Origin of the sequence: Polaromonas sp. CF318 (assembly GCF_000282655.1) — a bacterium.
In the GTDB taxonomy this organism is placed as follows: domain Bacteria; phylum Pseudomonadota; class Gammaproteobacteria; order Burkholderiales; family Burkholderiaceae_C; genus Polaromonas.
The window spans coordinates 19,161-42,821 of sequence record NZ_AKIV01000039.1; the positions used below are offsets into that span (position 1 = coordinate 19,161).

22 protein-coding genes are annotated in these 23,661 nt (G+C 67.2%); 17 read left to right on the top strand and 5 right to left on the bottom strand.

The genetic code is table 11. The features are described from left to right. Window positions 1–4 precede the first annotated feature (4 nt). From PMI15_RS04895 to PMI15_RS04910, 4 genes are all read left to right on the top strand, one after another. Window positions 5–1,204, top strand: coding sequence for an acetyl-CoA C-acyltransferase (locus tag PMI15_RS04895; protein ID WP_007864561.1), 1,200 nt, complete (start codon window positions 5–7; stop codon window positions 1,202–1,204). A gap of 101 nt (window positions 1,205–1,305) precedes the next feature. Then, window positions 1,306–2,184 carry an alpha/beta fold hydrolase gene (locus tag PMI15_RS04900; protein WP_007864563.1) on the top strand — a complete coding sequence of 293 codons (879 nt, stop codon included), beginning with the start codon at window positions 1,306–1,308 and terminating at the stop codon, window positions 2,182–2,184. Between the two features lie 28 nt (window positions 2,185–2,212). Further along, entirely contained in the window at window positions 2,213–3,031 is an 819-nt protein-coding gene (locus PMI15_RS04905; protein WP_007864565.1) for an acyl-CoA thioesterase II, read from the top strand. A 47-nt stretch (window positions 3,032–3,078) separates the two neighbouring features. Continuing rightward, window positions 3,079–3,876, top strand: coding sequence for an enoyl-CoA hydratase (locus PMI15_RS04910; protein ID WP_007864567.1), 798 nt, complete (start codon window positions 3,079–3,081; stop codon window positions 3,874–3,876). Between the two features lie 61 nt (window positions 3,877–3,937). On the opposite strand, the gene PMI15_RS04915 is transcribed toward PMI15_RS04910, so the two are convergent. Beyond that, window positions 3,938–4,939, bottom strand: a complete 1,002-nt coding sequence (locus tag PMI15_RS04915) for a LysR substrate-binding domain-containing protein (protein ID WP_007864570.1) — start codon at window positions 4,937–4,939, stop codon at window positions 3,938–3,940. 157 nt (window positions 4,940–5,096) lie between these two features. Here PMI15_RS04915 and PMI15_RS04920 point away from each other — a divergent pair, with 157 nt between their 5' ends. From PMI15_RS04920 to hpaI, 5 genes are all read left to right on the top strand, one after another. Beyond that, window positions 5,097–6,131, top strand: coding sequence for a tripartite tricarboxylate transporter substrate binding protein (locus PMI15_RS04920; protein WP_007864573.1), 1,035 nt, complete (start codon window positions 5,097–5,099; stop codon window positions 6,129–6,131). Between the two features lie 29 nt (window positions 6,132–6,160). Then, complete coding sequence (locus PMI15_RS04925; protein WP_007864576.1) at window positions 6,161–7,720, top strand: UxaA family hydrolase; 1,560 nt, start codon at window positions 6,161–6,163, stop codon at window positions 7,718–7,720. Window positions 7,721–7,874: 154 nt separating this feature from the next. After that, on the top strand, window positions 7,875–8,876 hold the full coding sequence (locus PMI15_RS04930; protein ID WP_007864579.1) for a tripartite tricarboxylate transporter substrate binding protein: 1,002 nt from the start codon (window positions 7,875–7,877) through the stop codon (window positions 8,874–8,876). 4 nt (window positions 8,877–8,880) lie between these two features. Then, window positions 8,881–9,840: an NAD(P)-dependent oxidoreductase gene (locus PMI15_RS04935; protein WP_007864582.1), complete on the top strand. Its 960-nt coding sequence runs from the start codon at window positions 8,881–8,883 to the stop codon at window positions 9,838–9,840. 41 nt (window positions 9,841–9,881) lie between these two features. After that, window positions 9,882–10,685, top strand: a complete 804-nt coding sequence (gene hpaI, locus PMI15_RS04940; protein WP_007864586.1) for a 4-hydroxy-2-oxoheptanedioate aldolase — start codon at window positions 9,882–9,884, stop codon at window positions 10,683–10,685. Between the two features lie 7 nt (window positions 10,686–10,692). Here the strand turns inward: hpaI and PMI15_RS04945 are convergent, their stop codons facing one another. The 3 genes from PMI15_RS04945 to PMI15_RS04955 are packed head-to-tail and all read right to left on the bottom strand — an operon-like array spanning window position 10,693 to window position 14,486. Beyond that, window positions 10,693–12,204, bottom strand: coding sequence for an aldehyde dehydrogenase family protein (locus PMI15_RS04945; protein ID WP_007864589.1), 1,512 nt, complete (start codon window positions 12,202–12,204; stop codon window positions 10,693–10,695). Between the two features lie 30 nt (window positions 12,205–12,234). Then, window positions 12,235–13,461: a PLP-dependent aminotransferase family protein gene (locus PMI15_RS04950; RefSeq protein WP_007864592.1), complete on the bottom strand. Its 1,227-nt coding sequence runs from the start codon at window positions 13,459–13,461 to the stop codon at window positions 12,235–12,237. Then, complete coding sequence (locus PMI15_RS04955; RefSeq protein WP_007864595.1) at window positions 13,458–14,486, bottom strand: DUF1338 domain-containing protein; 1,029 nt, start codon at window positions 14,484–14,486, stop codon at window positions 13,458–13,460. The genes PMI15_RS04950 and PMI15_RS04955 overlap by 4 nt, the downstream gene beginning before the upstream one ends. 81 nt (window positions 14,487–14,567) lie before the next feature. Between PMI15_RS04955 and PMI15_RS04960 the strand changes: the two genes are divergently transcribed. Continuing rightward, the gene (locus PMI15_RS04960) at window positions 14,568–15,479 is read left to right on the top strand and encodes a LysR family transcriptional regulator (RefSeq protein WP_238541073.1); all 912 of its coding nucleotides are present in this window, start codon (window positions 14,568–14,570) and stop codon (window positions 15,477–15,479) included. Between the two features lie 130 nt (window positions 15,480–15,609). Here PMI15_RS04960 and PMI15_RS04965 read toward each other — a convergent pair whose 3' ends face one another. Then, a complete protein-coding gene (locus PMI15_RS04965) occupies window positions 15,610–16,431 on the bottom strand; it encodes an IclR family transcriptional regulator (RefSeq protein ID WP_007864601.1) in 822 nt (273 codons plus the stop codon). A gap of 208 nt (window positions 16,432–16,639) precedes the next feature. Between PMI15_RS04965 and PMI15_RS04970 the strand changes: the two genes are divergently transcribed. The 7 genes from PMI15_RS04970 to PMI15_RS05000 all read left to right on the top strand — a co-directional run bounded on the left by PMI15_RS04970 (window position 16,640) and on the right by PMI15_RS05000 (window position 23,472). Then, complete coding sequence (locus PMI15_RS04970) at window positions 16,640–17,710, top strand: ABC transporter ATP-binding protein (protein ID WP_007864604.1); 1,071 nt, start codon at window positions 16,640–16,642, stop codon at window positions 17,708–17,710. After that, a complete protein-coding gene (locus PMI15_RS04975) occupies window positions 17,707–18,588 on the top strand; it encodes an ABC transporter permease (protein ID WP_007864606.1) in 882 nt (293 codons plus the stop codon). Before PMI15_RS04970 ends, PMI15_RS04975 begins: the two co-directional genes overlap by 4 nt. 114 nt (window positions 18,589–18,702) lie before the next feature. Next, window positions 18,703–19,497, top strand: a complete 795-nt coding sequence (locus tag PMI15_RS04980) for an ABC transporter permease (RefSeq protein ID WP_007864608.1) — start codon at window positions 18,703–18,705, stop codon at window positions 19,495–19,497. Continuing rightward, window positions 19,494–19,832: a (2Fe-2S)-binding protein gene (locus PMI15_RS04985; protein ID WP_007864610.1), complete on the top strand. Its 339-nt coding sequence runs from the start codon at window positions 19,494–19,496 to the stop codon at window positions 19,830–19,832. The genes PMI15_RS04980 and PMI15_RS04985 overlap by 4 nt, the downstream gene beginning before the upstream one ends. Then, complete coding sequence (locus tag PMI15_RS04990) at window positions 19,829–21,211, top strand: NAD(P)/FAD-dependent oxidoreductase (protein WP_007864625.1); 1,383 nt, start codon at window positions 19,829–19,831, stop codon at window positions 21,209–21,211. The genes PMI15_RS04985 and PMI15_RS04990 overlap by 4 nt, the downstream gene beginning before the upstream one ends. Continuing rightward, window positions 21,208–22,365 (top strand): FAD-binding oxidoreductase, encoded by a 1,158-nt coding sequence (locus tag PMI15_RS04995; RefSeq protein WP_007864628.1) that lies wholly within the window; start codon window positions 21,208–21,210, stop codon window positions 22,363–22,365. Before PMI15_RS04990 ends, PMI15_RS04995 begins: the two co-directional genes overlap by 4 nt. 33 nt (window positions 22,366–22,398) lie before the next feature. Further along, window positions 22,399–23,472 (top strand): ABC transporter substrate-binding protein, encoded by a 1,074-nt coding sequence (locus PMI15_RS05000; RefSeq protein WP_007864630.1) that lies wholly within the window; start codon window positions 22,399–22,401, stop codon window positions 23,470–23,472. Window positions 23,473–23,661: the final 189 nt, after the last annotated feature.

The following is a 23,661-nucleotide window of genomic DNA, read 5'->3' on the forward strand; positions in this document are numbered from 1 at the left end:
CATCATGGCCAAACAAGTCCAGGAAGCCTACATCGTCGCCGCCACGCGCACGCCCATAGGGCGCTCGCACAGGGGCTATTTCCGCAACACGCGGCCCGACGACCTGCTGGTCAAGGCGCTGCAGGCCGCGCTTGCGCAAGTGCCTACGCTGGATCCCAAGGCGATTGAAGACATTATTTGCGGCTGCGCGATCCCCGAAGGCCCGCAGGGCCTGAACGTGGCGCGCATAGGCGCGGTGCTGGCCGGCCTGCCGACCAGTGTGGGCGGCATCACCGTCAACCGTTTTTGCGCCTCGGGCCTGTCGGCCATCCAGATGGCGGCCGACCGCATCCGCGTGGGCGAGGCTGACGTGATGGTTGCCGCCGGCACCGAGAGCATGAGCATGGTGCCCATGTCGGGCAACTCGCCTTCGCTGTCGCCCAATATGTTCATGAACGACGAGAACGTCGGCATCGCCTACGGCATGGGCCTGACGGCCGAGAAGGTGGCCCAGCAATGGAAGGTCTCGCGCGAGGCGCAGGACCAGTTCGCGCTCGAGTCGCACCTGAAAGCCATCAAGGCCCAGCAGGCCGGTGAATTCAGCAACGAGATCACGCCCGTCGAGGTGACCGACCGCACGGCCAACCTGGAAACCGGCGAAGTCGTCGCCAAGACCCGCACCGTCAGCCTGGACGAGGGCCCGCGCCCCGACACCTCGCTCGAAGGCCTGGCCAAGCTCAAGACGGTGTTTGCCGCGCGTGGCTCGGTCACCGCCGGCAACAGTTCGCAGACTTCCGACGGCGCCGGTGCACTGGTGCTGGCCAGCGAAAAAGCCGTCAAGCAGTTCGGCCTCAAGCCGCTCGCGCGTTTTGTGAGCTACGCCGCCAAGGGCGTGCCGCCTGAAATCATGGGCATTGGCCCCATCGAGGCCATCCCTGCCGCCCTGCGTTACGCCGGCCTCAAGCAGGACGACATGGACTGGATCGAGTTGAACGAAGCCTTTGCCGCGCAGTCGCTGGCCGTGATCAACACGCTCAAGCTGGACCCGGCCAAGGTCAACCGCATGGGCGGCGCGATTGCGCTGGGGCATCCGCTGGGGGCTACCGGTGCGATTCGGGCGGCGACCGTGATTCATGCATTGCATCGTCATCAGCTGAAATACGGCATGGTCACGATGTGTGTCGGGATGGGACAAGGCGCAGCTGGAATCTTTGAGCGCGTCTAAAGTTTCAACGAATTTTCTTCGGTGGCTATCAAGACGATAGCGAGCAGTTGTCAGTGATGGGAGCCGGCAGAGACCGGCAAGGGTACCAACAGGAGACCATCATGCAGATCCAGACTCTCAACACCGGCACCTCGCAGCTCTCGCTGCGGGTGTACGACGTCACGCAGGCCGCCCACACCAGTGTGGTGATAGGCGGGGCCATGGGCGTGCGGCAGCACTACTACGCGCCGTTTGCGCAGTGGTTGTCCAGCCAGGGTTTTCGTGTCACGACCTTTGACTACCGCGGCTCGGGCGACTCGCTGCCGGCCACGGCCAGTGGCAGCCTGCGCGGCTTCAAGGCCGATTTGCTGGACTGGGCCGGCGACTACGAGGCCGTGGTCGATACCGCCAAGGCGGCCTTGCCCGATGCGCCGCTTTACCTGCTGGGCCACAGCCTGGGCGCGCAACTGCCGGGTTTCTTCAAGAACCAGCACAAGATTGACGGCCTGGTCAGCATCGCGGCGGGCAGCGGCTACTGGCGCGACAACGCGCCGCAGCTCAGGCGCATGATTTTGTACTTCTGGTACGTGCTGGTGCCGCTGGCGACGCGGCTTTTCGGTTATTTTCCGGGGCGCTCGCTGCGCAAGGTCGGCGACCTGCCGGCCGGCGTGATGATGCAGTGGCGCAAGTGGTGTTTGAACCCGCAGTACAGCGTGGGTGCCGAGGGCGAAAGCGCGCGCCTGAGTTACGGCAAGGTCAGCTTCCCGGTCACGGCGTTGTCCATCGCCGACGATGAACTGATGACCTGGCGCGGCACGCAAAACCTGATCAATCTGTATGCCAATGCGCCGCGCAGCTTTGAGCGCATCGCGCCGGCGGACTTGAAGGTCAAGCGCATAGGGCATTTCGGATTCTTCCGCGAGCAGTTCAACAACACCCTGTGGCCGCGCGCCCAGCAAATCATCGAAGGCATGGCCGGCGTCGCCAGGACGACGGCCTGAGCCGCGAAGCCAGGGCACACTTGACGACATGACCCCCACGCATTCTTTTGACATGGCGCTGCGGCTGACCGCCGCCGACAGGCCCGACACTTGGCTGGGCCACAGCAGCCCCGATTACTGGAACATGGTGGGGCCCTTCGGCGGCACCACGGCGGCCACGGCCCTGCGCGCCATCCTGCTGCACCCGGCCTTGCTGGGCGAGCCGGTGGCGCTGACGGTGAACTACGCGGCGGCCATGGCCGAGGGACCCTTCAGCGTGACGGCCAAACCCGTGCGCACCAACCGCTCCACCCAGCACTGGACGGTGGAGCTGGCGCAGGACGGCGATGCCGCCGGCGCCGTGATGACGGCCACGGCCGTCACGGCCGTACGCCGCGAGACCTGGAGCCTCAACGACACACCCATGCCCGCGGTGACCCTGGCCGATGCGACGGGCCGCTTGCGGTTTTCGACTTCAGCATGGACGAACCGCTACGACATGCGGCCGGTGCGCGGCGTGATCCCCAAGGTGTGGGACGGCAGCGGCGTGGACAGCCTGACCCAGCTCTGGGTGCGCGACGACCCGCCGCGCCCGCTGGACTTCCCGGCGCTGGCGGCCATGTCCGACGTGTTCTACCCGCGCGTCTGGCTGCGCCGCGCCACGCGTGTGCCGGCCGGCACGGTCTCCATCACGACCTACTTCCATGCGGACAGCCGGCAGCTTGCCGAATGCGGCGACGGCTTTTTGCTGGGCCAGGCCAAGGCCCAGGCTTTTCGTAACGGATTTTTTGACCAGACGGCGCAGCTGTGGAGCGAAGCCGGCGTGCTGCTGGCCACCAGCACGCAGGTCGTTTATTACAAGGAATGAGCGCGGCTTCCCAGGCCCCTACACTTGGCGTCTCAACGGAAAACACCATGAACACTCCCACCCCCATTTCCACCGGCAGCATTCCCGAAATCCTGAGCCATGTCGACACCGGCGTGATGACCATCACGCTGAACCGCCTGGACAAGAAAAACTCCATCACCTCCGCCATGTACGGCGCCATGGCCGACGCGCTGGAATCGGCCAACCATGATGCGGCGGTGCGCGCCGTGGTGATCCAGGGCCATGAAACGATTTTTTCGGCCGGCAACGACATCGCCGACTTCCTGAACAAGCCGCCCGCGACGCAGGACTCGCCGGTGTTCCGCTTCCTGCGCGGCATCAGCAGCTTTCCCAAGCCGCTGGTGGCCTCGGTCTGCGGCCCGGCCGTGGGCATAGGCACCACGCTGCTGCTGCACTGTGACCTGGTGTACGCAGGCGACAACGCCGCCTTCTCCATGCCTTTTGTGAACCTGGGCCTGTGCCCCGAGGCGGCCTCCAGCCTGCTGGTGCCCCAACTCATGGGTTACCCGCGCGCGGCCGAGGCGCTGCTGCTGGGCGAGCCCTTCATGGCCGAGACCGCGCTTGAAATCGGCCTGATCAACCGCATCGTGCCGCCCACCGAAGCCAATGCGCTGGCGCAAAGGCAGGCGCAAAAACTGGTGGCCAAGCCGCTGAGCGCGCTGATGGAAACCAAGCGCCTCATGAAAAAGGGCAACGCTACCCTGGTAGCCGAGCGCATGGCCGAAGAGGGCGCGAGTTTCGGTCGCATGCTGGGTGAGCCGGCTGCGCGCGAGGCATTTTCGGCTTTCTTGGGCAAGCGCCGGCCGGATTTCAGCGCAGTCTGAAGTCGGCGTCCGAACACCTGACCTTTCCGCAACCCGAAAGAAGGCGCCCGACTCCTGGGCCTTATGCGGCGCGCCGCCTGGCCGCCGCCGTCTTGCGGCCCTTGGGAACCTTGGCCTGCGGATCGGATTGCCGGATGGATTGCGCCGTCAGGCGCAGGCAAGCCATCAACTGCTCGCTGCTGGGCGTCAAGCGCCGGCCCCGCACGGTGATGAGCCCTATGGGCGGAAGTTCGATCGGAACCTCGATAGCCAGGACGTCGAACAGACCTTCCCGCTGGAAGTGCAGGGCGACCGAGCGTGCCAGGAACCCGGCCGCGTCTCGCTGCTGCACAAAGGTGCTGAGCGCCAGGAAGGACGATGTCTCGATGATGTCGCTGGGCGGGTTCAGGCCGTGGCGAAAAAAAGTCTGTTCGAGCTTCACGCGCAGCGATGCCCAGGGCGGGGGCAACACGCAGGGCATGCCGGCCAGGTCGTTCCAGCCCGGCTTTTTCTGGCGCATGAGCGCATGGCCGTGTTTGACCAGGGCCACCATGGGCTCGTCGAACAGTGCCTCCGTCACCAGGTCGGGGGCGGCATAGCCGGGCTCCAGGCGGCCGACGAACAAGTCCAGTTCGCCCATGCGCAGCCTGGGCAAAAGCCGCGTCAGGTCACCTTCCTCGACCAGCACGGTCGCCAGGGTGGAGCGCTGCTTGAGCAGCTTGACGGCGCCCGCCAGCAGCACGGGCATGGCCACCACCATGGCACCCACGCGCGTGCGCCCGGCCGCACCGCTGGCCACGGCGGAAATCTCGTCGCGTGTGCGTTCGTACTCGGCCAGCACCGAGCGGGCAAACCGGATCAGCGCCTGGCCGCTGGAGGTCGGCTCAGTCCCACGGGTGGAGCGGTCGAACAGGGTGAGCTCGAGCATGCTCTCGACCTCGGAGAGCATTTTCGAGACGGCGGGCTGGCTGACCGACAGGAACTCGGCGGTTCGGCCCAGGTGGCGGAACTGGTCCAGCGCCACCAGCAGCTGCAGGTGGCGCAGCTTGATGTTGGAACGCAGGGCGCGGTCTATCTGGGTCATGAATCATGTTAACCGAAAGGCTATGAAGCGATTCTGAAATTCGATTGGATTGTTATGAGGAAGCCGACAAGAATCGGGGCACAAGAAATGCGGAAAGCCGCAGCCATCGCGGCGGCAAATACCGCGCGCAGCATCCACCCAGAGGCAGACAAACCCCATGAAAATTTCTCCCCAGGATTCCCTTTCCCCTTCCCATTCCTTCTCCCCCTTCAGCGCCCGGCGCCGCAACCTGTTGATCGGCGGCGCCGCGCTCGGCGTCGCGGCGCTGGCCAAACCCTTGCGCGCCGCGGCCCAGGGCTATCCCGAGCGGCCTCTGACCTTCATCTGCCCCTGGCCCGCGGGCGGCACCGCCGACCAGTCCATGCGCGCCCTGTGCCAGGTCGCCGCGCGCGTGCTGGGCCAGGCGATCGCGGTGGAAAACAAGGCGGGTGCTTCCGGCATGATCGGCACCCGGGCCATGGCCTCCGCCAAGCCCGACGGCTACACCATCGGCCAGGTTCCCATTTCCGTCACACGCTTTTCGCAGCTGGGCACCCTGCAACTGGACCCCCTCAAGGATTTGACCTACCTGGCCCGCACCTCGGGCCAGACTTTCGGTATGGCCGTCCCCGCGGAATCGCGCTTCAAGTCGTTGCAGGAACTCGTGGCCTTTGCCAAGGCCAACCCCGGCAAGCTGACTTATGCGCACGCTGGCGTCGGCGGCGCCACGCATGTGGGCATGGAGGAGTTCGCGCTGGCCGCGGGCATCCAGTTCAACCATGTCCCCTACAAGGGCGGCGCCGAGGCGTTGCAGGCCGTGCTCGGCGGGCATGTGGACCTGCTGGCCGATTCCAGTTCCTGGGCACCGCATGTCGAGGCGGGCAAGCTCAGGCTGCTGGCCACCTGGGGCGAACGCCGCGCTTCGCGGTTCAAGGACGCGCCCACGCTCAAGGAGCTGGGCTACAACGTCGTGGTCGATGCGCCCAACGGTATAGGCGCGCCCAAGGGCCTGGACCCGGCCGTTGCCATGAAGCTGCGCGAGGCCTTCCGCGCGGCCGTGGCCAGCCCCGAGTTCAAGCAGGTGGCCGACAGGATCGATGCGCCCGTGCTTTACCTGGACGGCCCTGATTACGAGAAGTACGTGGCCGCCATGTACCAGAAAGAAACCACCCTGATCGACAAGCTCAAGCTCAAGGAATTGATGAAGAGCTAGGAGCCCGGCACTGAACGCCGAAAGAAACCATGACCGCCACCACGACCGCCTCTGTCCCCGGCTCCCCCGCCGCCAGCCCGCTGATACGCCTGCACGCCAACGACAACGTGCTGGTCGCCAAAACCGCGCTGTCGCTGGGCCAGGAGCTGCCGGAGGCCGGCGCGCGCGCGCGCGCGCAGGTGCCGGCGGGGCACAAGGTCGCGGCCCGCCGCATCGCGCGGGGCGAGCGCGTCCTGAAGTACGACACGGTGATCGGTGTGGCCGCCCGCGACATCGAGGCGGGCGACTATGTGCATTCGCACAACATGGCGCTGGTGGATTTTGAGCGCGACCCGGCCTTCGGGCAGGACGTGCGACCGGTGGACTATGTGCCGCAGGGCGAACGCGCCAGCTTCATGGGCTTCGTGCGCCCCGACGGCCGCGTGGGCACCCGCAACTTCATCGGCATCCTGTCCTCGGTCAATTGCTCGGCCACCGTCATCAAGAATATCGCGGCCCACTTCACACCCGAGCGGCTGGCGGCCTTCCCCCACGTGGACGGCGTGGCGGCCTTCGCGCAAACCAGCGGCTGCGGCATGTCGTCCCCCAGCGAGCATTTCGACGTGCTGCGCCGCACCCTGGCCGGCTATGCGCGCCACCCCAACCTCGCGGGTGTTCTGATCGTCGGCCTGGGCTGCGAGCGCAACCAGGTGTCGTCGCTGATGGAGTCGCAAGGCCTGGAGACCAGCAAGCTCATGCGCACGATGGTGATGCAGGAGGTCGGCGGCACCCGCGCCACGATAGAGGCCGGCATCGCCGCCGTTCTGGAGATGCTGCCTGAAGCGAATGCGGCCAGGCGCCAGCCTGTGCCGGCGAGCCACCTGAAGATAGGCCTGGAGTGCGGCGGCTCCGACGGCTTTTCCGGCATCACGGCCAACCCGGCGCTGGGCGCGGCCATGGACATCCTGGTGCGCCACGGCGGCACCGCCATCCTGTCGGAGACCCCTGAAATCCACGGCGTCGAATACATGCTCACCCGCCGCGCCGTCACGCCCGAAGTGGGGCAGAAGCTGCTGGACCGGCTGGCCTGGTGGGAAAAATACACGGCGGGCCACAACGCGCAGTTCAACGGCGTGGTCGGGCACGGCAACCAGGCCGGCGGGCTGGCCAATATTTTCGAGAAGTCGCTCGGCTCGGCCATGAAGGGCGGCACCACGCCGCTGCAGGCGGTCTATGAATATGCCGAGCCCATCACCCAGAACGGCTTTGTCTTCATGGATTCGCCCGGCTACGACCCGGTGGCTTCGACCGGGCAGATTGCCAGCGGCGCCAACCTGATCTGCTTTACCACCGGCCGGGGCTCCATGTTCGGCTCCAAGCCGGCGCCCACGATCAAGCTGGCCAGCAACACGGCCATGTTCAAGCGGCTCGAGGAGGACATGGACATCAACTGCGGCGCCATCCTGGATGGCGAGCTCGATGTCGCGCAGATGGGCCGGCGGATTTTTGAGGAGATCCTGCGCCACGCCTCGGGCGAGCCGACCAAGAGCGAGGCGCTGGGCCTGGGCGACCACGAATTTGTGCCCTGGCATCTGGGCATCGTCAGCTGAGCGGCGCAACAGCTGCCGGCTGTGCATCAAGCATCCCGCCAGGGGCTGCCCGAGGGGCGGTACATGGCAAGCGGCCGGAGGGCGGCCGAGGCATCCGCCTGAAATGCCCTCGAAGCGCCGGACCGTTTGAAAAATACACAAGGAGACAATGACCATGCCAAGCCTTACTCCCGCCATGCGGCGCATCGCCCGCCGCATGCTGCTGCTTGCCGCCCTGGCCGCTTGCGCGCTGGGCCCCGCGGCCCACGCGCAAAGCGACTATCCCAACAAGCCGCTGACCCTGCTGGTGCCTTACCCCGCCGGCGGCGCCAACGATGCCGTGGCACGCCTGGTGGGGCAGAAGATGGGTGAGAGCCTGAAGCAGCCGGTCATCATCGACAACCGCCCCGGCGCCGGCACCACCATCGGTACCGCCGCGGCGGCCAAGGCCGCTCCCGACGGCTACACGCTGGTGCTGGGCTCGCTGGCGAGCCACGCGGTCAGCCCGCACCTCTATGCCAAGCCCGGTTATGACGCCATCGCCGACTTCACCCCCGTGGGCACCATAGGCGTGGTGCCCATGGTGCTGATCGTCGCCAAGGAGTCGCCTTACACCGACCTGCGCTCGCTGGTCGAAGCCGCGCGGCGCCAGCCGAACGCGCTGAACTATGGCTCCGCCGGCAACGGCTCCCCGCTGCACCTGGCGGCCGAGCTGTTCAAGCAGAGCGCGCACATCCAGATCAGCCATGTGCCCTACAAGGGCGGCAATGCCCACACCATGGACCTGATGGGCGGGCGGCTCGACATGATCCTGGATACCTTGACCAGCGCCGCGCCGCTGATCAAGGGCGGCAAGGTCCGGGCCCTGGCCGTCGCGGCGCCGTCCCGCCTGCCTGAGCTGCCGGGTGTCCCCACTTTCTCGGAGGCGGGTTATCCCGGCTTTGAGGTCAATGCCTGGTATGCGCTGTACGCACCCGCCAAGACCAGCAAGGAAGTGGTCGGCCGCCTCAACGCGACGCTGGTGGCCGTGCTCAAGCAGCCCGACGTCCTGGAAAAATTCGGCACCCTGGGCGTGCGGACCCAGCCCGGACCGCCGCAAGACCTGGCCCGCTTTACCCAGGAGGAATGGGACCGCTACGGCAAGCTCATTCAGGCCAGCGGCATCCGCATAGACTGAGCCCATGGACGCCACTTTCCAGGTTCTCGTCACCGCCGCCCACTGGGCCCCGTCCGCGCAGGATATCGTGCGCGGCGCGGGCGGGCAGATCACCTTTTTGCCCGACCCCGTGACCGAAGACGCACTGGTAGCGCAACTGGCCGCCACAGGCGCGCAGGCCCTGGTGTTGCGGGGCTCCAAGCCCATTTCGGAGCGTGTGCTGGCCGCCGCCCCGGCGCTGAAGATCGTGGCCAAGAACGGCGCGGGCGTGGACAGTGTGGACCTGGCCGCCGCCCGCCAACGCGGCGTCGCCGTTGCCGTGGCACCCGCCGCCAATGCCGATGCCGTGGCCGAGCATGCGCTGGCGCTCATGCTTTCACTTACGCGGCAGCTGCCGCTGCTCGACGGCATGGTGCGCGGCGGCCGCTGGGCCGACAGCAGCTGGCAAGGGCGGGATTTTCGCGGCGCCGTGGTCGGCATCGTGGGTTACGGCGGCATAGGCCGCAGCACGGCGCGGCTCGCCGCCGCGCTGGGCGCCCGGGTGCTGGTGCTGCGCCCCGCCGGGCAGGCGGACAGCCATGCCGCGGAGCCCGACCTGGACCGCTTCCTGGCGCAGGTCGACATCCTGAGCCTGCATTGCCCGCTGACCGAACGCACACGCGGCCTGATCGGCCGGCGCGAGTTGTCGCTCATGCGGCGCGGCGGCCTGCTCATCAATACGGCGCGCGGCCCCGTCGTGGACGAAGCGGCGCTGTTGGAGGCCTTGCGATCCGGCCATCTGGACGGCGCCGGGCTGGACACCTTCGACGCAGAGCCCCTGCCGGCCGGCCACCCGCTGCTGGCACTGCCCAATGTGCTGCTCACGCCGCATGTCGCGGGCGTCACCCGCGACGCGGCCCTGCAGGTGGCGAATATCACCGCGCGTAACATCGTGGACTACCTGGCCACCGGCGCCTTGCCCGCCCGTCATCTCGTGGCGGCTTGAGCCGGCCCGGCCGCTCCTTTATTTCCCGACTCGACACTTCCATGCCCGCCAACAATCCCTTCAAAACCGCTCTCGCTGCCCGCCGGCCCCAGGTCGGCCTCTGGCTTTCCATGGCCGATCCCTACCTCGCGGAGGTCAGCGCCACGGCCGGCTTCGACTGGCTGCTGATCGACGGCGAGCATGCGCCCAACGATGTGCGCAGCACGCTGGCTTCGCTCCAGGCCGTGGCGCCCTACCGCGCGCAGCCCGTGGTGCGCGCGGTGGCCGGCGAAGTGCCGCTGGTCAAGCAACTGCTGGACATAGGCGCGCACAACCTGCTGATCCCCATGGTCGACACGGCCGAGCAGGCGCGCGCCATGGTCAGCGCCACACGCTATCCGCCGCTGGGTATCCGTGGCGTCGGCAGTGCCGTGGGGCGTGCTTCGCGATGGAGCGCGCGCACCGACTACCTCGACACGGCGGATGACGAAGTCTGCCTGCTGGTGCAGGCGGAAACCGTGACCGCCCTGGGCAACCTGGAGGCCATTTGCGCGGTGGAGGGCGTGGACGGCGTTTTTATAGGCCCGGCCGACCTGGCTGCTTCCATGGGCCACCGCGGCAAACCCGGCCACCCCGAGGTGCAGGCCGCGATCGAAGGCGCCATGAAAACCATCATCGCTTCGGGCAAGGCGGCCGGCACGCTGACCTCGGACACGGCGCTGGCCAGGCGTTACCTCGCGCTGGGCTGCACGTTTGTGGCCGTCGGCGTCGACGTCCTGGTCTATGCCAATGCCGCCAGGCGCCTGGCGGCTGACCTTGTGCCCTCAGGCGCCGTGCAGCCGGCCGCACCCGGCGCGGCCTACTGACCAGGGCCTAGATATCAAAGCGTATGCCCTGGGCCAGCGGCAGGCTTGAGCCGTAGTTGACGGTATTCGTCGCGCGGCGCATATAGGCCTTCCAGGAATCCGATCCCGACTCGCGGCCGCCGCCGGTTTCTTTTTCGCCGCCGAAGGCACCGCCTATCTCCGCGCCGCTGGTGCCGATGTTGACGTTGGCGATGCCGCAGTCCGAACCGCGTGCCGAGGTGAAGATTTCGGCCTCGCGCAGGTCCTGCGTGAAGACGGCCGATGACAGGCCGTGCGCCACGGCGTTGTTCATCGCGATCGCCTCCTCAAAATTGTCATAGGGCACGACGTAGAGGATGGGCGCGAAGGTCTCGTGCAGCATGGGGCCGGCCTGCTCCTTCAGTTCCACGATGGCGGGGCGCACGTAGTGGGCCGTGCCATCGCCGGGCTGTTTGTCGCCGAAGTGCACTTTGGCGCCCAGCTTTTTGGCCTCGGCGAGCGCCGACTGCATGGCGTCAAACGCGCGGCCGTCTATCAGCGGGCCGACCAGCGTGCCGTCTTTCAGCGGGTTGCCGATAGGCAGGCGCTCAAACACGGCGACCAGGCGCTTGACCAGCTCCGGATAAATCGAGCGATGCACGATCAGGCGGCGCAGGCTGGTGCAACGCTGGCCGGCGGTGCCGGCGGCCGCAAAGGCCGCGCCGCGCACCACGAGTTCCAGGTTGGCCGAAGGGCAGACGATGGCAGCGTTGTTGCCCCCCAGTTCCAGCAGCGAGCGCTTGAACAGGCTCGCGCAGGCGATTGCAACGTTCTTGCCCATGGCGGTGGAGCCGGTGGCGCTGACCAGCTTGACGTGCGGGTGCTTGACCAGCGCTTCGCCGGTGGCGCGTTCGCCGATCAGCAGCTCGCTCAGGCCTTGCGTCTCCAGGCCCAGGTTCTTGGCGGTCTGCAGCAGCAGGCCGTTGAGTGCGATGGCTGACAGCGGGGTTTTCTCCGAAGGCTTCCAGGCCAGGGTGTTGCCGCAGACCAGCGCCAGTGCGGCATTCCAGGCGAACACCGCCATCGGGAAGTTAAAGGCCGAGATGATGCCGACCACGCCCACGGGATGCCAGGTTTCCAGCAGCTTGTGGTCGGGGCGCTCGCTGGCGATCGTCAGGCCGTAAAGCTGGCGCGACAGGCCGACCGTGAATTCGCAGATGTCTATGACCTCCTGCACCTCGCCCAGGCCTTCCTGCAGGATCTTGCCGGTTTCCAGCGAGATCAATCGGCCCAATTCGGCCTTGTGGCGGCGCACGGTTTCGCCGAAGGCGCGCACCAGTTCGCCGCGCTTGGGCGCGGGCACATTGCGCCATTCGGTAAAGCGCTGGTGGGCGGCATTGAGCGCGCTGTCCACCTCGGCGGCGCTGTGCATGGCCACGCGGGCCAGCTGGCTGCCGTCTATGGGCGTGGCCACGGTGATGGCCGAGGCCGCCTTGCTGGCCAGGTCGGCGCCCAGGCCCAGGGCCTTGAAGAGGGATGAAACGTCGTTGGCGTGACTCATGATGAAGTCCTTTCTTGGTGTGTCTTGAAATCAGTGCTTCGCGGCTTTGGCGGCGAGCTCGCGCAGGCCGCGGCCCAGGCGTTCGGCACCTTGCCGCAGCGCCTCGGGCGCGGGGTTGGCAAAACTCAGGCGCAGCCAGGGCTGGGCGTTGTTGCTGATGCTGAAGGCCGCGCCCGGCACCACCAGCACCTGGTTGGCCAGGCCGAAGTCGACCCAGGCCTGGGTGGGCAGCAGGGGCAGCGCGCTGGAGAGCTTTGCCCATATGAACATGCCGCCCTGCGGCCTGTCAAATTCAAGCAGGCCGCCGCAATGCGCGTGCAGCGCATCGGCCAGCACCCTGCCTTTGGCGGCATAGGCCGGGCGCAGCAAGTCCAGGTGCGGGCCCAGGCGGTCCGAGACCAGCATGGCCGCCAGGGTCAGTTGCTCCAGCGAGCCACTGTGCACGTCGGCCGCCTGCTTGGCCAGCACCACGCCGCGCGCGATGTCGGCCGGCGCGAGCAGCACGCCCAGGCGCAGGGCCGGGGCGACGACCTTGGAATAGCTGGTCATATAGGCGACCTGCGCGGGCGAACCGGCCTGCTGGTTGAGCTGCGCAAGCGATGGCGGCGGCGCGGCGTCAAACCAGAGTTCGCCGTAGGGGTCGTCCTCGAGCAGCGTGACGCCGTACTGCGCGGCCAGTTCCAGCAGGCGCAGGCGGCGCGCCAGCGGCATCACGGCGCCGGTCGGGTTCGCGAAATTGGGAACGACGTAAAGCACACGCGGGCTTTCGGCCCGCAGCAGGGCTTCGAGCTTTTCGACGTCCATGCCCTGCGCATCGGTCGGCACTTCGACGAGGCGCGCGCCCGCGAAGCGAAAGGCCTGCAGCGCTGCCGGGTAGTTAAAGGATTCCACCGCCACGCCTTCGCCGGGCTCGACCAGCACGCGCGCGAGCAGGTCTATGGCCTGTTGCGAGCCGGTGGTGATCAGCAGGTTTTCAGCCTGTGCCGCCAGGCCGCGTTGCTGCAGCAGCGCGGCGCTGGCTTCGCGCAGCACGGGCAGGCCTTCGGTGGCGCCGTATTGCAGGTTGCGGCCTTGCAGCGAGCCGGCCACTTCCAGCAGCGATTCGCGCAGCCACGCGGCCGGCAGCAACGCGGGGTCGGGGTGGCCGCCGGCCAATGACACCATGCCCTCGCGGCCGGCCAGCGCCAGCATGGCGCGTATCGGCGAGCCGCTGGCCTGCGCGTAGAGCGGGCGCAGCGGCCCGCGCGCGGCCGTCATGCGCGGGCGGCCGTCATGCCAAAAATGCCGGTGGCGTTGCCGGCGTCAAACGCCAGGTCCAGGCGCGGCTGCACCGGGTCGTTGGCCGCGCTGTTGCTTTGCAACGCGTCGCGTGTGATGAATTCGTAGAACGAGCCGGGCACCTCACGCCAGACGCGGCCCTGGTCGGTTATGAAGTCGCGCTGCACGCTCGCGGCGCGAAAGGCCGTCTGGCGCACGCGGCCGCTGGCCGAGACTTCGACCTTGTCCTTGATGGGCCGGCCAAGGGCGCGCTGGCGTGCCGCCACCGCGTCCACATCGTCCACGCGGTCGGTCGCGTGGTTGAAGGCATTGCCCTCGGTGGAAATCCAGGCCATCTCGGCGGATTCGGCCAGCAGCAGTTCGTAGTCGTCCATCGCGAACACGCCGTGCTGGCGGTCAAAGCAACGCAGCAGCTGCGGCAGCAGGCGCAGCGCCTGCGCCAGCGGCAGCACGCCGTCGCGCGTGAGCTGCTCCAGGTCGGCAATGTCCTGCGGGCCCAGCGGGTCGCGCGAAGTCGACAGCACGCGCGTGACGGCGGACTGGAAGGGCGCGGAGAACTGCTCGGGATGCAGCTCGGAGACAAAAAACTGCGCGATCTCTTCGGGGAAATCGCGGTGGCTGTAGGCGCGGCCCGTCATCTTCAGGCGCGGCAGCGGGTAGGTGCCCTGCAGCTCAAAACCCAGCGGGCGCAGCACGCGCGTAAAGGCCGCCTCGCCGGCCGGCAGCGCACCGCTGGGCCAGCGCACGGTGCGCAGCGCGCCGTGGTCGAACACCACCTTACGCTGCTGGCCCAGCACGTCGCTGGCGATGTAGTCCTGCCCGGCCGGCACACGCTGCACCAGGCCGTGGAACAGCGCCATATTGAGTGCCTGGGCCAGCTCCGCGCGGCTTACGCTGCCCGAGGCGGCTTGCTGCAGGCCGGGATGGACGTACATCTGTTCATGGATGGTTTTGACGGCTTCGGGTGGAAGGCAGGCGGCGAGCAGCTTCTGGAGGTGGGTCATGTCAGGCGTGTTCTTGGCGGGTGAAAGCCGGATTTTCGGTAATTTGGGCTACAGGTACAAAGGATCAATTTCGATGGATTCATGAGATATATTCATGCGATGCGCCGAAAAATCCCCTCCACCCAGGCCTTGCTGGCCTTTGAGGCGGCCGCCCACCGCGGCAGCTTTACCCTGGCGGCGCAGGACCTGTCGGTCAGCCAGAGTGCCGTCAGCCACCAGATCCTGGGGCTGGAGCAGGAGCTGGACGTGAGCCTGTTCCGCCGCCTGCCGCGCCAGCTGGAACTGACCGACGCCGGCCGTTCGCTGCTGGCGCGGGTCAGCCCGGCGCTGGACGCGCTGGAAGCCGCGATGCTGGATTTGGTCTCGTCCAAAGGCGAGGGCGGCACGCTGGAGCTGGGCGTGGTGCCCACCTTTGCCACCAAGTGGCTGATTCCGCGCATGCCGTCTTTCCTGAAGGCGCACCCGCATGTGACCCTGAACCTGGCCACGCGACTGCAGCCTTTTGACTTTTCACTGACGGGGCTGGACGCCGCCATCCACTACGGCCGGCCCGACTGGCCGGGCACGGAATCGGAATACCTGATGGGCGAGGACAGCGTGGTGGTTTGCAGCCCGGCATTGATCAAGGAGCGCCGGCTGTGCAGCCCGGCCGACGTGCTGAACTTCACCCTGATCCACCAGAGCACGCGCCCGCACGCCTGGCGCGACTGGTTCCAGCTGGCCGGCATTGACGACGCGCAGGGCGCGGGCAGCGGCCCCAAGTACGAGCTGTTTTCCATGATCGCGCAGGCCGTCAAGGCCGGCCTGGGCCTGGCCGTGCTGCCGCGCTTCCTGGTGGCCGACGACATCACCGACGGCACGCTGGCTGTGCCTTTTGAACTCTCGTTGAGTTCGGACTTCGCCTATTACCTGGTCTGGCCTTCGCAGAAAACCAGCTGGCGGCCGCTGGTGCAGTTGCGTGAGTGGTTGCGCGAGCAGGCGGCTGCGCCCTGATCATCCACGGATTCCGCAGATAAAACGGCCGTGATGAAGGCTTATGGCCGGTGCACGGCGACAAAGCGAAGTCTCGAGGACAAAGATCCTGTTTTCAATCTGCGTTCATCTGCGAAATCTGCGGATAAATTCAGATCTTGTCCGCCGGCGCCAGGCTTTGCGCCGGCCGGCGCAGCGTACTGTCAAACGGATTGATCTGCGCGCCTATGGCCGTGGCCTCGCGCTTGAGCAGTTCCACCACCGTGGGCAGGCGGTCCGGGCTCAGGCGTGAGGAAATCGTGCCCACGCTGAGCGCGGCGACGGCGCGGCCGTCGCGGTCCAGCACCGGCACGCCGACGCCGGCCATGCCGTCCAGCAGGTTGGTGTTGCGCCCGGCGTAGCCGAGCTCGCGTACGCGCTCGATCTCGGTGCGCAGGTAGACCTCGTCATACACGCCGAACTCGCGCACGCGCGGCAGGTTGTAGCGGATCACTTCCTCGCGCTCGGTCTCCGGCAGGAAGGCCAGGATGGCCAGACTGCCCTGGCCCATGCCCAGCGCCACGCGCCCGCCTATGTCGCCGGTGAAGGAGCGTATCGGGAAGGGCCCCTCGCTGCGGTCCAGGCAGACCGCGTCAAAGCCGCTGCGCACCAGCAAAAAGATGGTGTCGCCCAGGCTGGCGCACAGGCGCAGCATGGACGGCCGGCACAGGCCGCGCAGGTCCATGCTGTTGCCGGCCTGGGCGGCCAGCGCGAAAAACTCAATGCTCAAACGGTAGAGCTTGGAGCCGGCTTCCTGCTCCACCACGCGCTCGGCCACCAGGCTTTGCAGGATGCGGTGGGTGGTGGCCTGGGTCAGCCCCGTGGCTTTGGCGATGTGGGTGATGCGCCCGCCCTTGGCCTGTGTCGCGGCCAGCGCCCGGATGATGGAAAAGGCGCGCTGCACGCTGCTGGAGCTATTGTCTTCGTCTTTCATAGCCTCTCCTTTGGCGGAATCAGTATTGACTTAAGTGTATATAAATTCCGTTAAACGGAATAAATCAAATAAAGATATCTGTATACGGAATAACCTATTGACGATTTTTTCGTACATGCCCTAGCATGAAGTCATCAAGGTGTCACCGTTTTGTATGTCGTTTGCTATGTGCGGCGCCGGCCACCCCCTTGTTGCAGAGGTGCTCCCCATGTCCTTTTTGACCCTGGCAAATGTGAACAAGTCCTATGGCGCGACGCGTGCCGTGGCCGACATGAACCTGTCGGTGGACAAGGGCGAATTCGTCTCGCTGCTGGGCCCCTCGGGCTGCGGCAAGACCACCACCTTGCAGATGATTGCGGGCTTTTGCGAGGTGACGTCCGGCCAGGTCACTCTGGACGGCCGCGACATCACCCATGCCAAACCCAATTCGCGCGGCCTGGGCATCGTGTTCCAGAGTTATGCGCTGTTCCCGCACATGAGCGTGTACGACAACGTGAGCTTCGGCCTGGAGATGCGGCGCGTGCCCAGGGAAGAACGCGCCGAACGCGTGAAGGCCGCGCTGGCCCTGGTGCACCTGGAGGCCCACGCCGGCCGCTACCCGCGCGAGCTCTCGGGCGGGCAGCGCCAGCGCGTGGCCTTGGCCCGCGCCCTGGTGATTGAGCCGCCTGTGCTGCTGCTGGACGAGCCGCTGTCCAACCTGGACGCCAAGCTGCGCGAGGAAATGCAGTTCGAGCTGCGCCAGATCCAGCGCAAGGTCGGCACCACCACCATCATGGTCACGCACGACCAGACCGAGGCCATGTCCATCAGCGACCGGGTGGTCGTCATGGAGGCCGGCCGCGTCACGCAGATCGACCAGCCGCACCGGCTGTACGAACATCCGCAGACCCGCTTCATCTCGAATTTTGTCGGCAAGGCCAATTTGCTCGAGGGCCGCGTGGCGGCCACCGGCCCCTGGGCCACGGTGAATGTGGGCGGCAATGTGCCGGTCGAAGTCGAGGCCGCCGGCGTGTCGCAGGGCGACGCGGTGGTGCTGAGCCTGCGCCCCGAAAAAATCCGCCTGGTGCACGAGGCCCAGGGCCGCATAGGCGGCACGGTCACGGAGCGTTTCTTCCTGGGCAGCCAGTGGCTCTACCAGGTGTCGACCGCGGCCGGCCAGCTTGCGGTGGTCTGCCCCAACGACGGCACGGTGCCGGCCGAAGAGGGCGCCAACGTGGGTCTGGACTGGGCCGCGCAACAGGTGCGCCTGCTGCCCGGCGCGCAAGGAGTGCCGGCATGAGCAGCGCCGCCGCGGCCGCCCCGCCCCGGCCAAGCGCCTCGCGCGCGCCCTGGCTGCTGTCGGCGCCGGCCTTCACGCTGTTCGCCTGCCTGCTGCTGGTGCCGCTGGCGCTCACCGCCGTGCTGTCCTTCCAGGTCTTCGACCACGCCACCGGCGTCAAGAACAGCTTCACGCTGGCGCATTACGCCGCCGTGCTGACGGACGACTACTACCACGGCATCTTCTGGCGCACGCTGTGGATCTCGGCGCTGACCACGCTGATCTGCGTGCTGGTAGGCGCACCTGAAGCCTATGTGCTGAGCCGCATGCGCAGCCCCTGGCGCTCGATTTTGCTGCTGGTGGTGCTGGCGCCGCTGCTGGTCTCGGTGGTGGTGCGCGCCTTCGGCTGGAGCATGCTGCTGGGCCCCGAGGGCGTGGTCAACCAGGCCATGCGCGCCGTCGGCCTGCCGTCCATGCGCATTCTCTACACCGAGGCGGCGGTGGTCATCGCGCTGGTGCACGTCATGCTGCCCTTCATGGTGATCCCGGTATGGACCTCGCTGCAAAAGCTGGATCCGGGCGTGGAGGACGCGGCGCTGTCGCTGCAGGCCTCGCACTTCACCACCTTGCGCCGCATCATTTTTCCGCAGGTGCTGCCGGGCGTGCTCTCGGGCAGCCTGATCGTTTTCGGCCTGAGCGCCAGCGCCTTCGCGATTCCGGGCCTGCTGGGCGGCCGGCGCCTGAAGATGGTCGCCACCGTGGTCTACGACGAATACCTGCACGAACTCAACTGGCCGCTGGGCGCGGCCATCGCGCTGACCCTGCTGCTGGCCAACCTGGCCATCATGCTCAGCTACAACCGCGTGCTCGAGCGCTCCTACAAAAAGTCTTTGGGGTAATTCCATGCCTACTTCAGTCCGATACGTCGTTGCCCCGCCTTGCCGTGCTACAGCACTGTCTGCGGCGGTGCGCCTAGTCTCGAACTGAATTAGGCACGGAATAGAAAGCTAGCCATGTCAAAAAACGGCCCTCTCGCGCTGCTTTTCAACGCGCTGGTCATCACCTTCATGCTGGCGCCGCTGGTCATCGTCTGCGTGGTGGCTTTCACGCCCGGCAACACGCTGGCCATCCCGACCACGGAGTTTTCCCTGCGCTGGTTCCGCGCGGTGTTCGCGCATTCGGACTTTGTGCAGTCCTTCAAGAACAGCCTCTGGCTGGCCTCGATTTCGGCCACGCTGGCCACGGTGCTGGCCGTGCCGGCCGGGCTGGCGATCGCGCGCCACAGCTTCCCGGGCCGCGATTTCCTCAACGGCCTGTTCCTCTCGCCGCTCATCATTCCGCACCTGGTGCTGGGCGTGGCGCTGCTGCGCACCTTCTCATTGATAGGCGCGACCGGCAGCTTCTTCTGGCTGGCGCTGGCGCATGTGGTCATCATCACGCCCTATGTGCTGCGCCTGGTGCTGGCCTCGGTGGAGGGCAGCGACCGCAGCGCCGAGCAGGCCGCCCTCTCGCTGGGCGCCAGCCAGGCCACGGTGTTCACCCGCGTCACCCTGCCGATGATTTTGCCCGGCGTCACCGGCGGCTGGCTGCTGGCCTTTATCAACAGCTTTGACGAGGTGACCATGTCCATCTTTGTCACCGCGCCGTCCACCGTGACGCTTCCGGTGCGCATGTATATGTACGCGACCGAGTCCATAGACCCGCTGATGGCGGCGGTTTCCGCGCTCATGGTGGCGTTGACCGCAGTGGCCATGCTGGTGCTGGACCGCATCTACGGCCTTGACAAGATTCTGGTGGGACACAAATGACTTCCTCCGTCGACAGGCCCGGCACTGCCGGAAACACCCGAAGCACGGCCCTGCTGCAGCGCGTGGCCGAAAGCGGCCGCAAGCCCGTGGGTTTTGTGCTCAACGGCCAGCCGCTCACGGCGCTGGCCGGCGACACCGTGCTGACGGCGGTGCTCACCCATAGCGCGCGGCTGCGTTTCAGCGAATTCAGCGGCGAGCCGCGTGCCGGCTTTTGCCTGATGGGCGCCTGCCAGGACTGCTGGGTCGCCACCGAGTCGGGCAAGCGCCTGCGCGCCTGCGGCACCTTCATCGAAGAAGGCATGCGGCTGGTGACCGGCGCGGAGGGCGTGGCATGAGTCTGCGGCCCGTCATTGTGGGCGCCGGACCGGCCGGCGTGCGCGCTGCCCAGGCGCTGGTGGCGCACGGCCTGCGGCCGGTGGTGGTGGACGAAGCGCCGCGCTGGGGCGGGCAGATCTACCGCCAGCCGCCCGAGGGTTTCACGCGGCCCAAAGAGGCGCTTTATGGTTTTGAGGCCGGGCGCGCCGATGCGCTGCACGGCGCCATGGCGGCCATCCTGGACAAGGTCGACTACCGGCCCGATACCCTGGTCTGGAGCGCCGAGGGCGGCAAGCTGGATTTGTTGCATCACGGCGCCATGAGCACGCTGGCTTACAGCCACCTCATCGTCGCCACCGGCGCGACGGACCGCGTGCTGCCCTTTCCGGGCTGGACACTGCCCGGCGTCTACACGCTGGGTGCCGCGCAGGTGGCGCTCAAGTTCCAGGGCTGCGCCATCGGCTCGCGCGTGGTGTTTGCCGGCACCGGGCCGCTGCTGTACCTGATCGCCTACCAATATGCCAAGGCCGGCGCCAAGGTCGCGGCGGTGCTCGATACGGCCAGCTTTGCGGGCAAGGCCGCCGCCGTGCCCGCCATGCTGCGCCAGCCGGCGTTGCTGGCCAAGGGCCTGTATTACCTGGGCTGGCTGCGCGCGCACGGCGTCGCGGTGCACCAGGGCGTGGAGCTGGCCGCTGCCGAAGGCGGCGAACGCGTGCAGGCCATGCACTGGCGCAAGGCCGGCCGCGAACACCGCATCGACTGCGACGCCGTGGGCTTTGGCTACGCGCTGCGCTCCGAGACGCAGCTGGCCGACTTGCTGGGCTGCCGCTTTGCCTATGACGGCCTGCAGCGCGGCGCGCTGCCCGAGCGCGATGCGGCCGGGCGTTCCAGCGTGGCGGGTGTCTACCTGGCCGGCGATGGCGCCGGCATCATGGGCGCCGATGCGGCCGAGTGGGCCGGCGAGCGCGCGGCACTGGCCCTGCTGGCCGACACCGGGCAGCTGACAGACAGCTTGCGCGCCTTGTGGCTGGAGCAGCGCCTGGCGCGCGTCGCCGCGTTTCGCCGGGGGCTGGAACGCGCCTTTCCTTTTCCGGACGGCTGGGCCGCGGCCGCGCCGAACGAGCTGGTGGTGTGCCGCTGCGAGGAAATCACCGCGGGCGAACTGCGCCGCTGCGTGGCCGACACCGGCGCGCGCGAGATGAACCGCCTCAAGGCGCTGACGCGTGTCGGCATGGGCCGCTGCCAGGGCCGCACCTGCGGCGTTGCGGCGGCCGAGATTCTTGCGCAGGCCTGCGCCGCACAGCCCGATGCGGTGGGCCGCCTGCGTGGCCAGTCGCCGATCAAGCCGCTGCCGTTCTCGGCCATGCTGGCCCCGGCGGCGAAGCAGGAGGCCGCATGATGGAGCGCATCACGGCCGACGTGGCGATTGTGGGCGGCGGCATCATGGGCGCGTCGGCCGCGCTGTTCTTGCGCCGCATGGGTTTTTCGGTGGTGCTGCTCGAACGCGACCTTTGCGGCTCGCGCTCCAGCGGCGTGAACTACGGCGGCGTGCGCCGCCAGGGCCGGCCGGTCAGCCAGTTGCCGCTGTCGCAGCGCGCGCAAGGCCTGTGGGCGCGCCTGCCCGAACTGATAGGCACGGACGGCGAATACGTCCAGTCCGGCCATTTGAAGATCGCGCGCAGCGAGGCCGACCTGGCCTCGCTGGAAAGCTACCGCGAGCGCACGCAGCAGTTCGGCATGGATTTGCGCATGCTGTCCACGCGCGCCCTGCGTGAGCGTTGCCCCTGGCTGGGCAGGGCCGCTGTCGGTGCCTCGCTGTGCCCCGGCGACGGCCAGGCGAACCCGCGCCTGGTATCGCCGGCCTTCGCGCTGGCCGCGCACAGGCTGGGCGCCCACATCCGCGAGCAGACCCGTGTGGACGAGGTCGCGCGCGACGGGGACGTTTTTGTGCTGCGCTCGGGCGATGCGCTGGAAGTGCGCGCCAAACATCTGCTCAATTGCGCCGGCGCCTGGGCGGACCGCATCGCCGCGCAATTCGGCGAGACCGTGCCCATGGAGTCCGGCCATCCCGAGATGGCGGTGACCGAGCCGCTGCCCGTCTTCATGGACCTGAGCCTGGGCGTGGAAGGCGGCGGCGTTTACGCCCGCCAGGTGGCGCGCGGCAATTGCGTCATAGGCGGCGGCCGGGGGTATGCGCTGGACGACCAGCGCGCCCGCGTGCAGCGTAGCGGCCTGGCCGGCCTGATGCAGCAGACCGTCGAGCTGTTGCCGGCGCTGAAGAACGCCCACATCATCCGCACCTGGAGCGGCACCGAGGGTTACCTGCCGGACCGCCTGCCGGTGCTGGGCCCCAGCGCCACCACACCGGGCCTGATTCATGCGTTCGGTTTTGCCGGCGGCGGCTTCCAGTTGGGGCCGGGGGTTGGCGCGGTGCTGGCCGACCTGGTCTGCGAAGGCCGCAGCACTACGCCGATAGATGCTTTTTCGATTCAACGCTTTTCCGCAAGTCCGCGTGTGACAACCACCGGGCCTGCCTCTGCCACTGTTGTCTAGTTTTTTCTTCACCCACGCCACCAGGAGCTTTCCATGAACATCTCCCCACGATTCCCGTCCGCCCGCGCCGCCGCCGTGTCGCTTGCCGTTCTTGCCGACCTGGCCGGCTTGACTGGCGGTAACGCCATGGCCCAGACCAAGACGCTGTACATAGGCATGAACGGCGGCACCATGGAAAAAACCTATACCGAACATGTGTTCGGCGCCTTCGAGAAAGCCAACAACGTCAAGGTTGTGGTCGTGCCCGGCACCTCCTCGGACATCCTGGCCAAGGCCCAGGCCAACAAGGACAACCCGCAGATGCATGTGATGTTCCTGGACGACGGCATCATGTACCGCGCCATCGGCATGGGCCTGTGCGAAAAAATGCAGGCCAGCCCGGCACTGAACGACTTGTTCCCGACCGCGCGCTTCAAGGGCGACATGGCCGCCGGCGTCAACATCGGCATGACCGGCATCGCCTACAACAAGAAGATGTTCACCGAAAAAGGCTGGACACCGCCCACCTCCTGGATGGACATGGCCAACCCCAAGTACAAGGGCAAGGTGGTGTTCCAGTCGCTGTCCTCGTCGACCTTCGGCCTGCACGGCTTTTTGCTGTTCAACCGCATCCAGGGCGGCAACGACAAGAACGTGGAGCCCGGCTTCAAGGCCTGGCCCACCACCATAGGCCCGAATGTGCTGGAGTACATCCCGAGCTCGGCCAAGCTCGCTGAAATGGTGCAGACCGGCGAGGCCGCGATGTTCCCGCTCACGCCCACCGCCGTCGGCGTGCTCAAGGACAAGGGCTTGCCCGTGGAATACGTGCAGCCCAAGGAAGGCTCGGCCGTGCTGACCGTCGGTGAATGCGTGATCGCCAAGAACAGCGAACCCGCGCTGGCCCACAAGCTGGCCCAGTACCTGCTGTCGCCCGAGGCGCAGGCCGCCGCCCTCGAGCACGGCGACCAGATCCCGTCCAACCCCAAGACCAAGGCCAGCGGCAAGGCCGGCGCGCTGGTGGCGCAGATGAACGAGTACATGAAGACCGCGACCACGGTGGACTGGGACGCGATCAATGAAAACCGCCCGGCCTGGAACGCGCGCTGGAACAAGACGGTCGAGCGCTGAGATTTTCCGCACCGGCCCGCATACTTCGCGGCCGGCCTGAAACCCGGAGCCGCTTCATGCGCTTCGGGTTTTTCTTTGGGCGGCCTTTGAAGGCCGCCGGCGCGCGCTCATCGTGATCGAGCGGCATGGACCTTGTTGCCGCGATATCCCGCTTATGCAAGCCGCCGTATATCCCTGGGCAACAAGCGC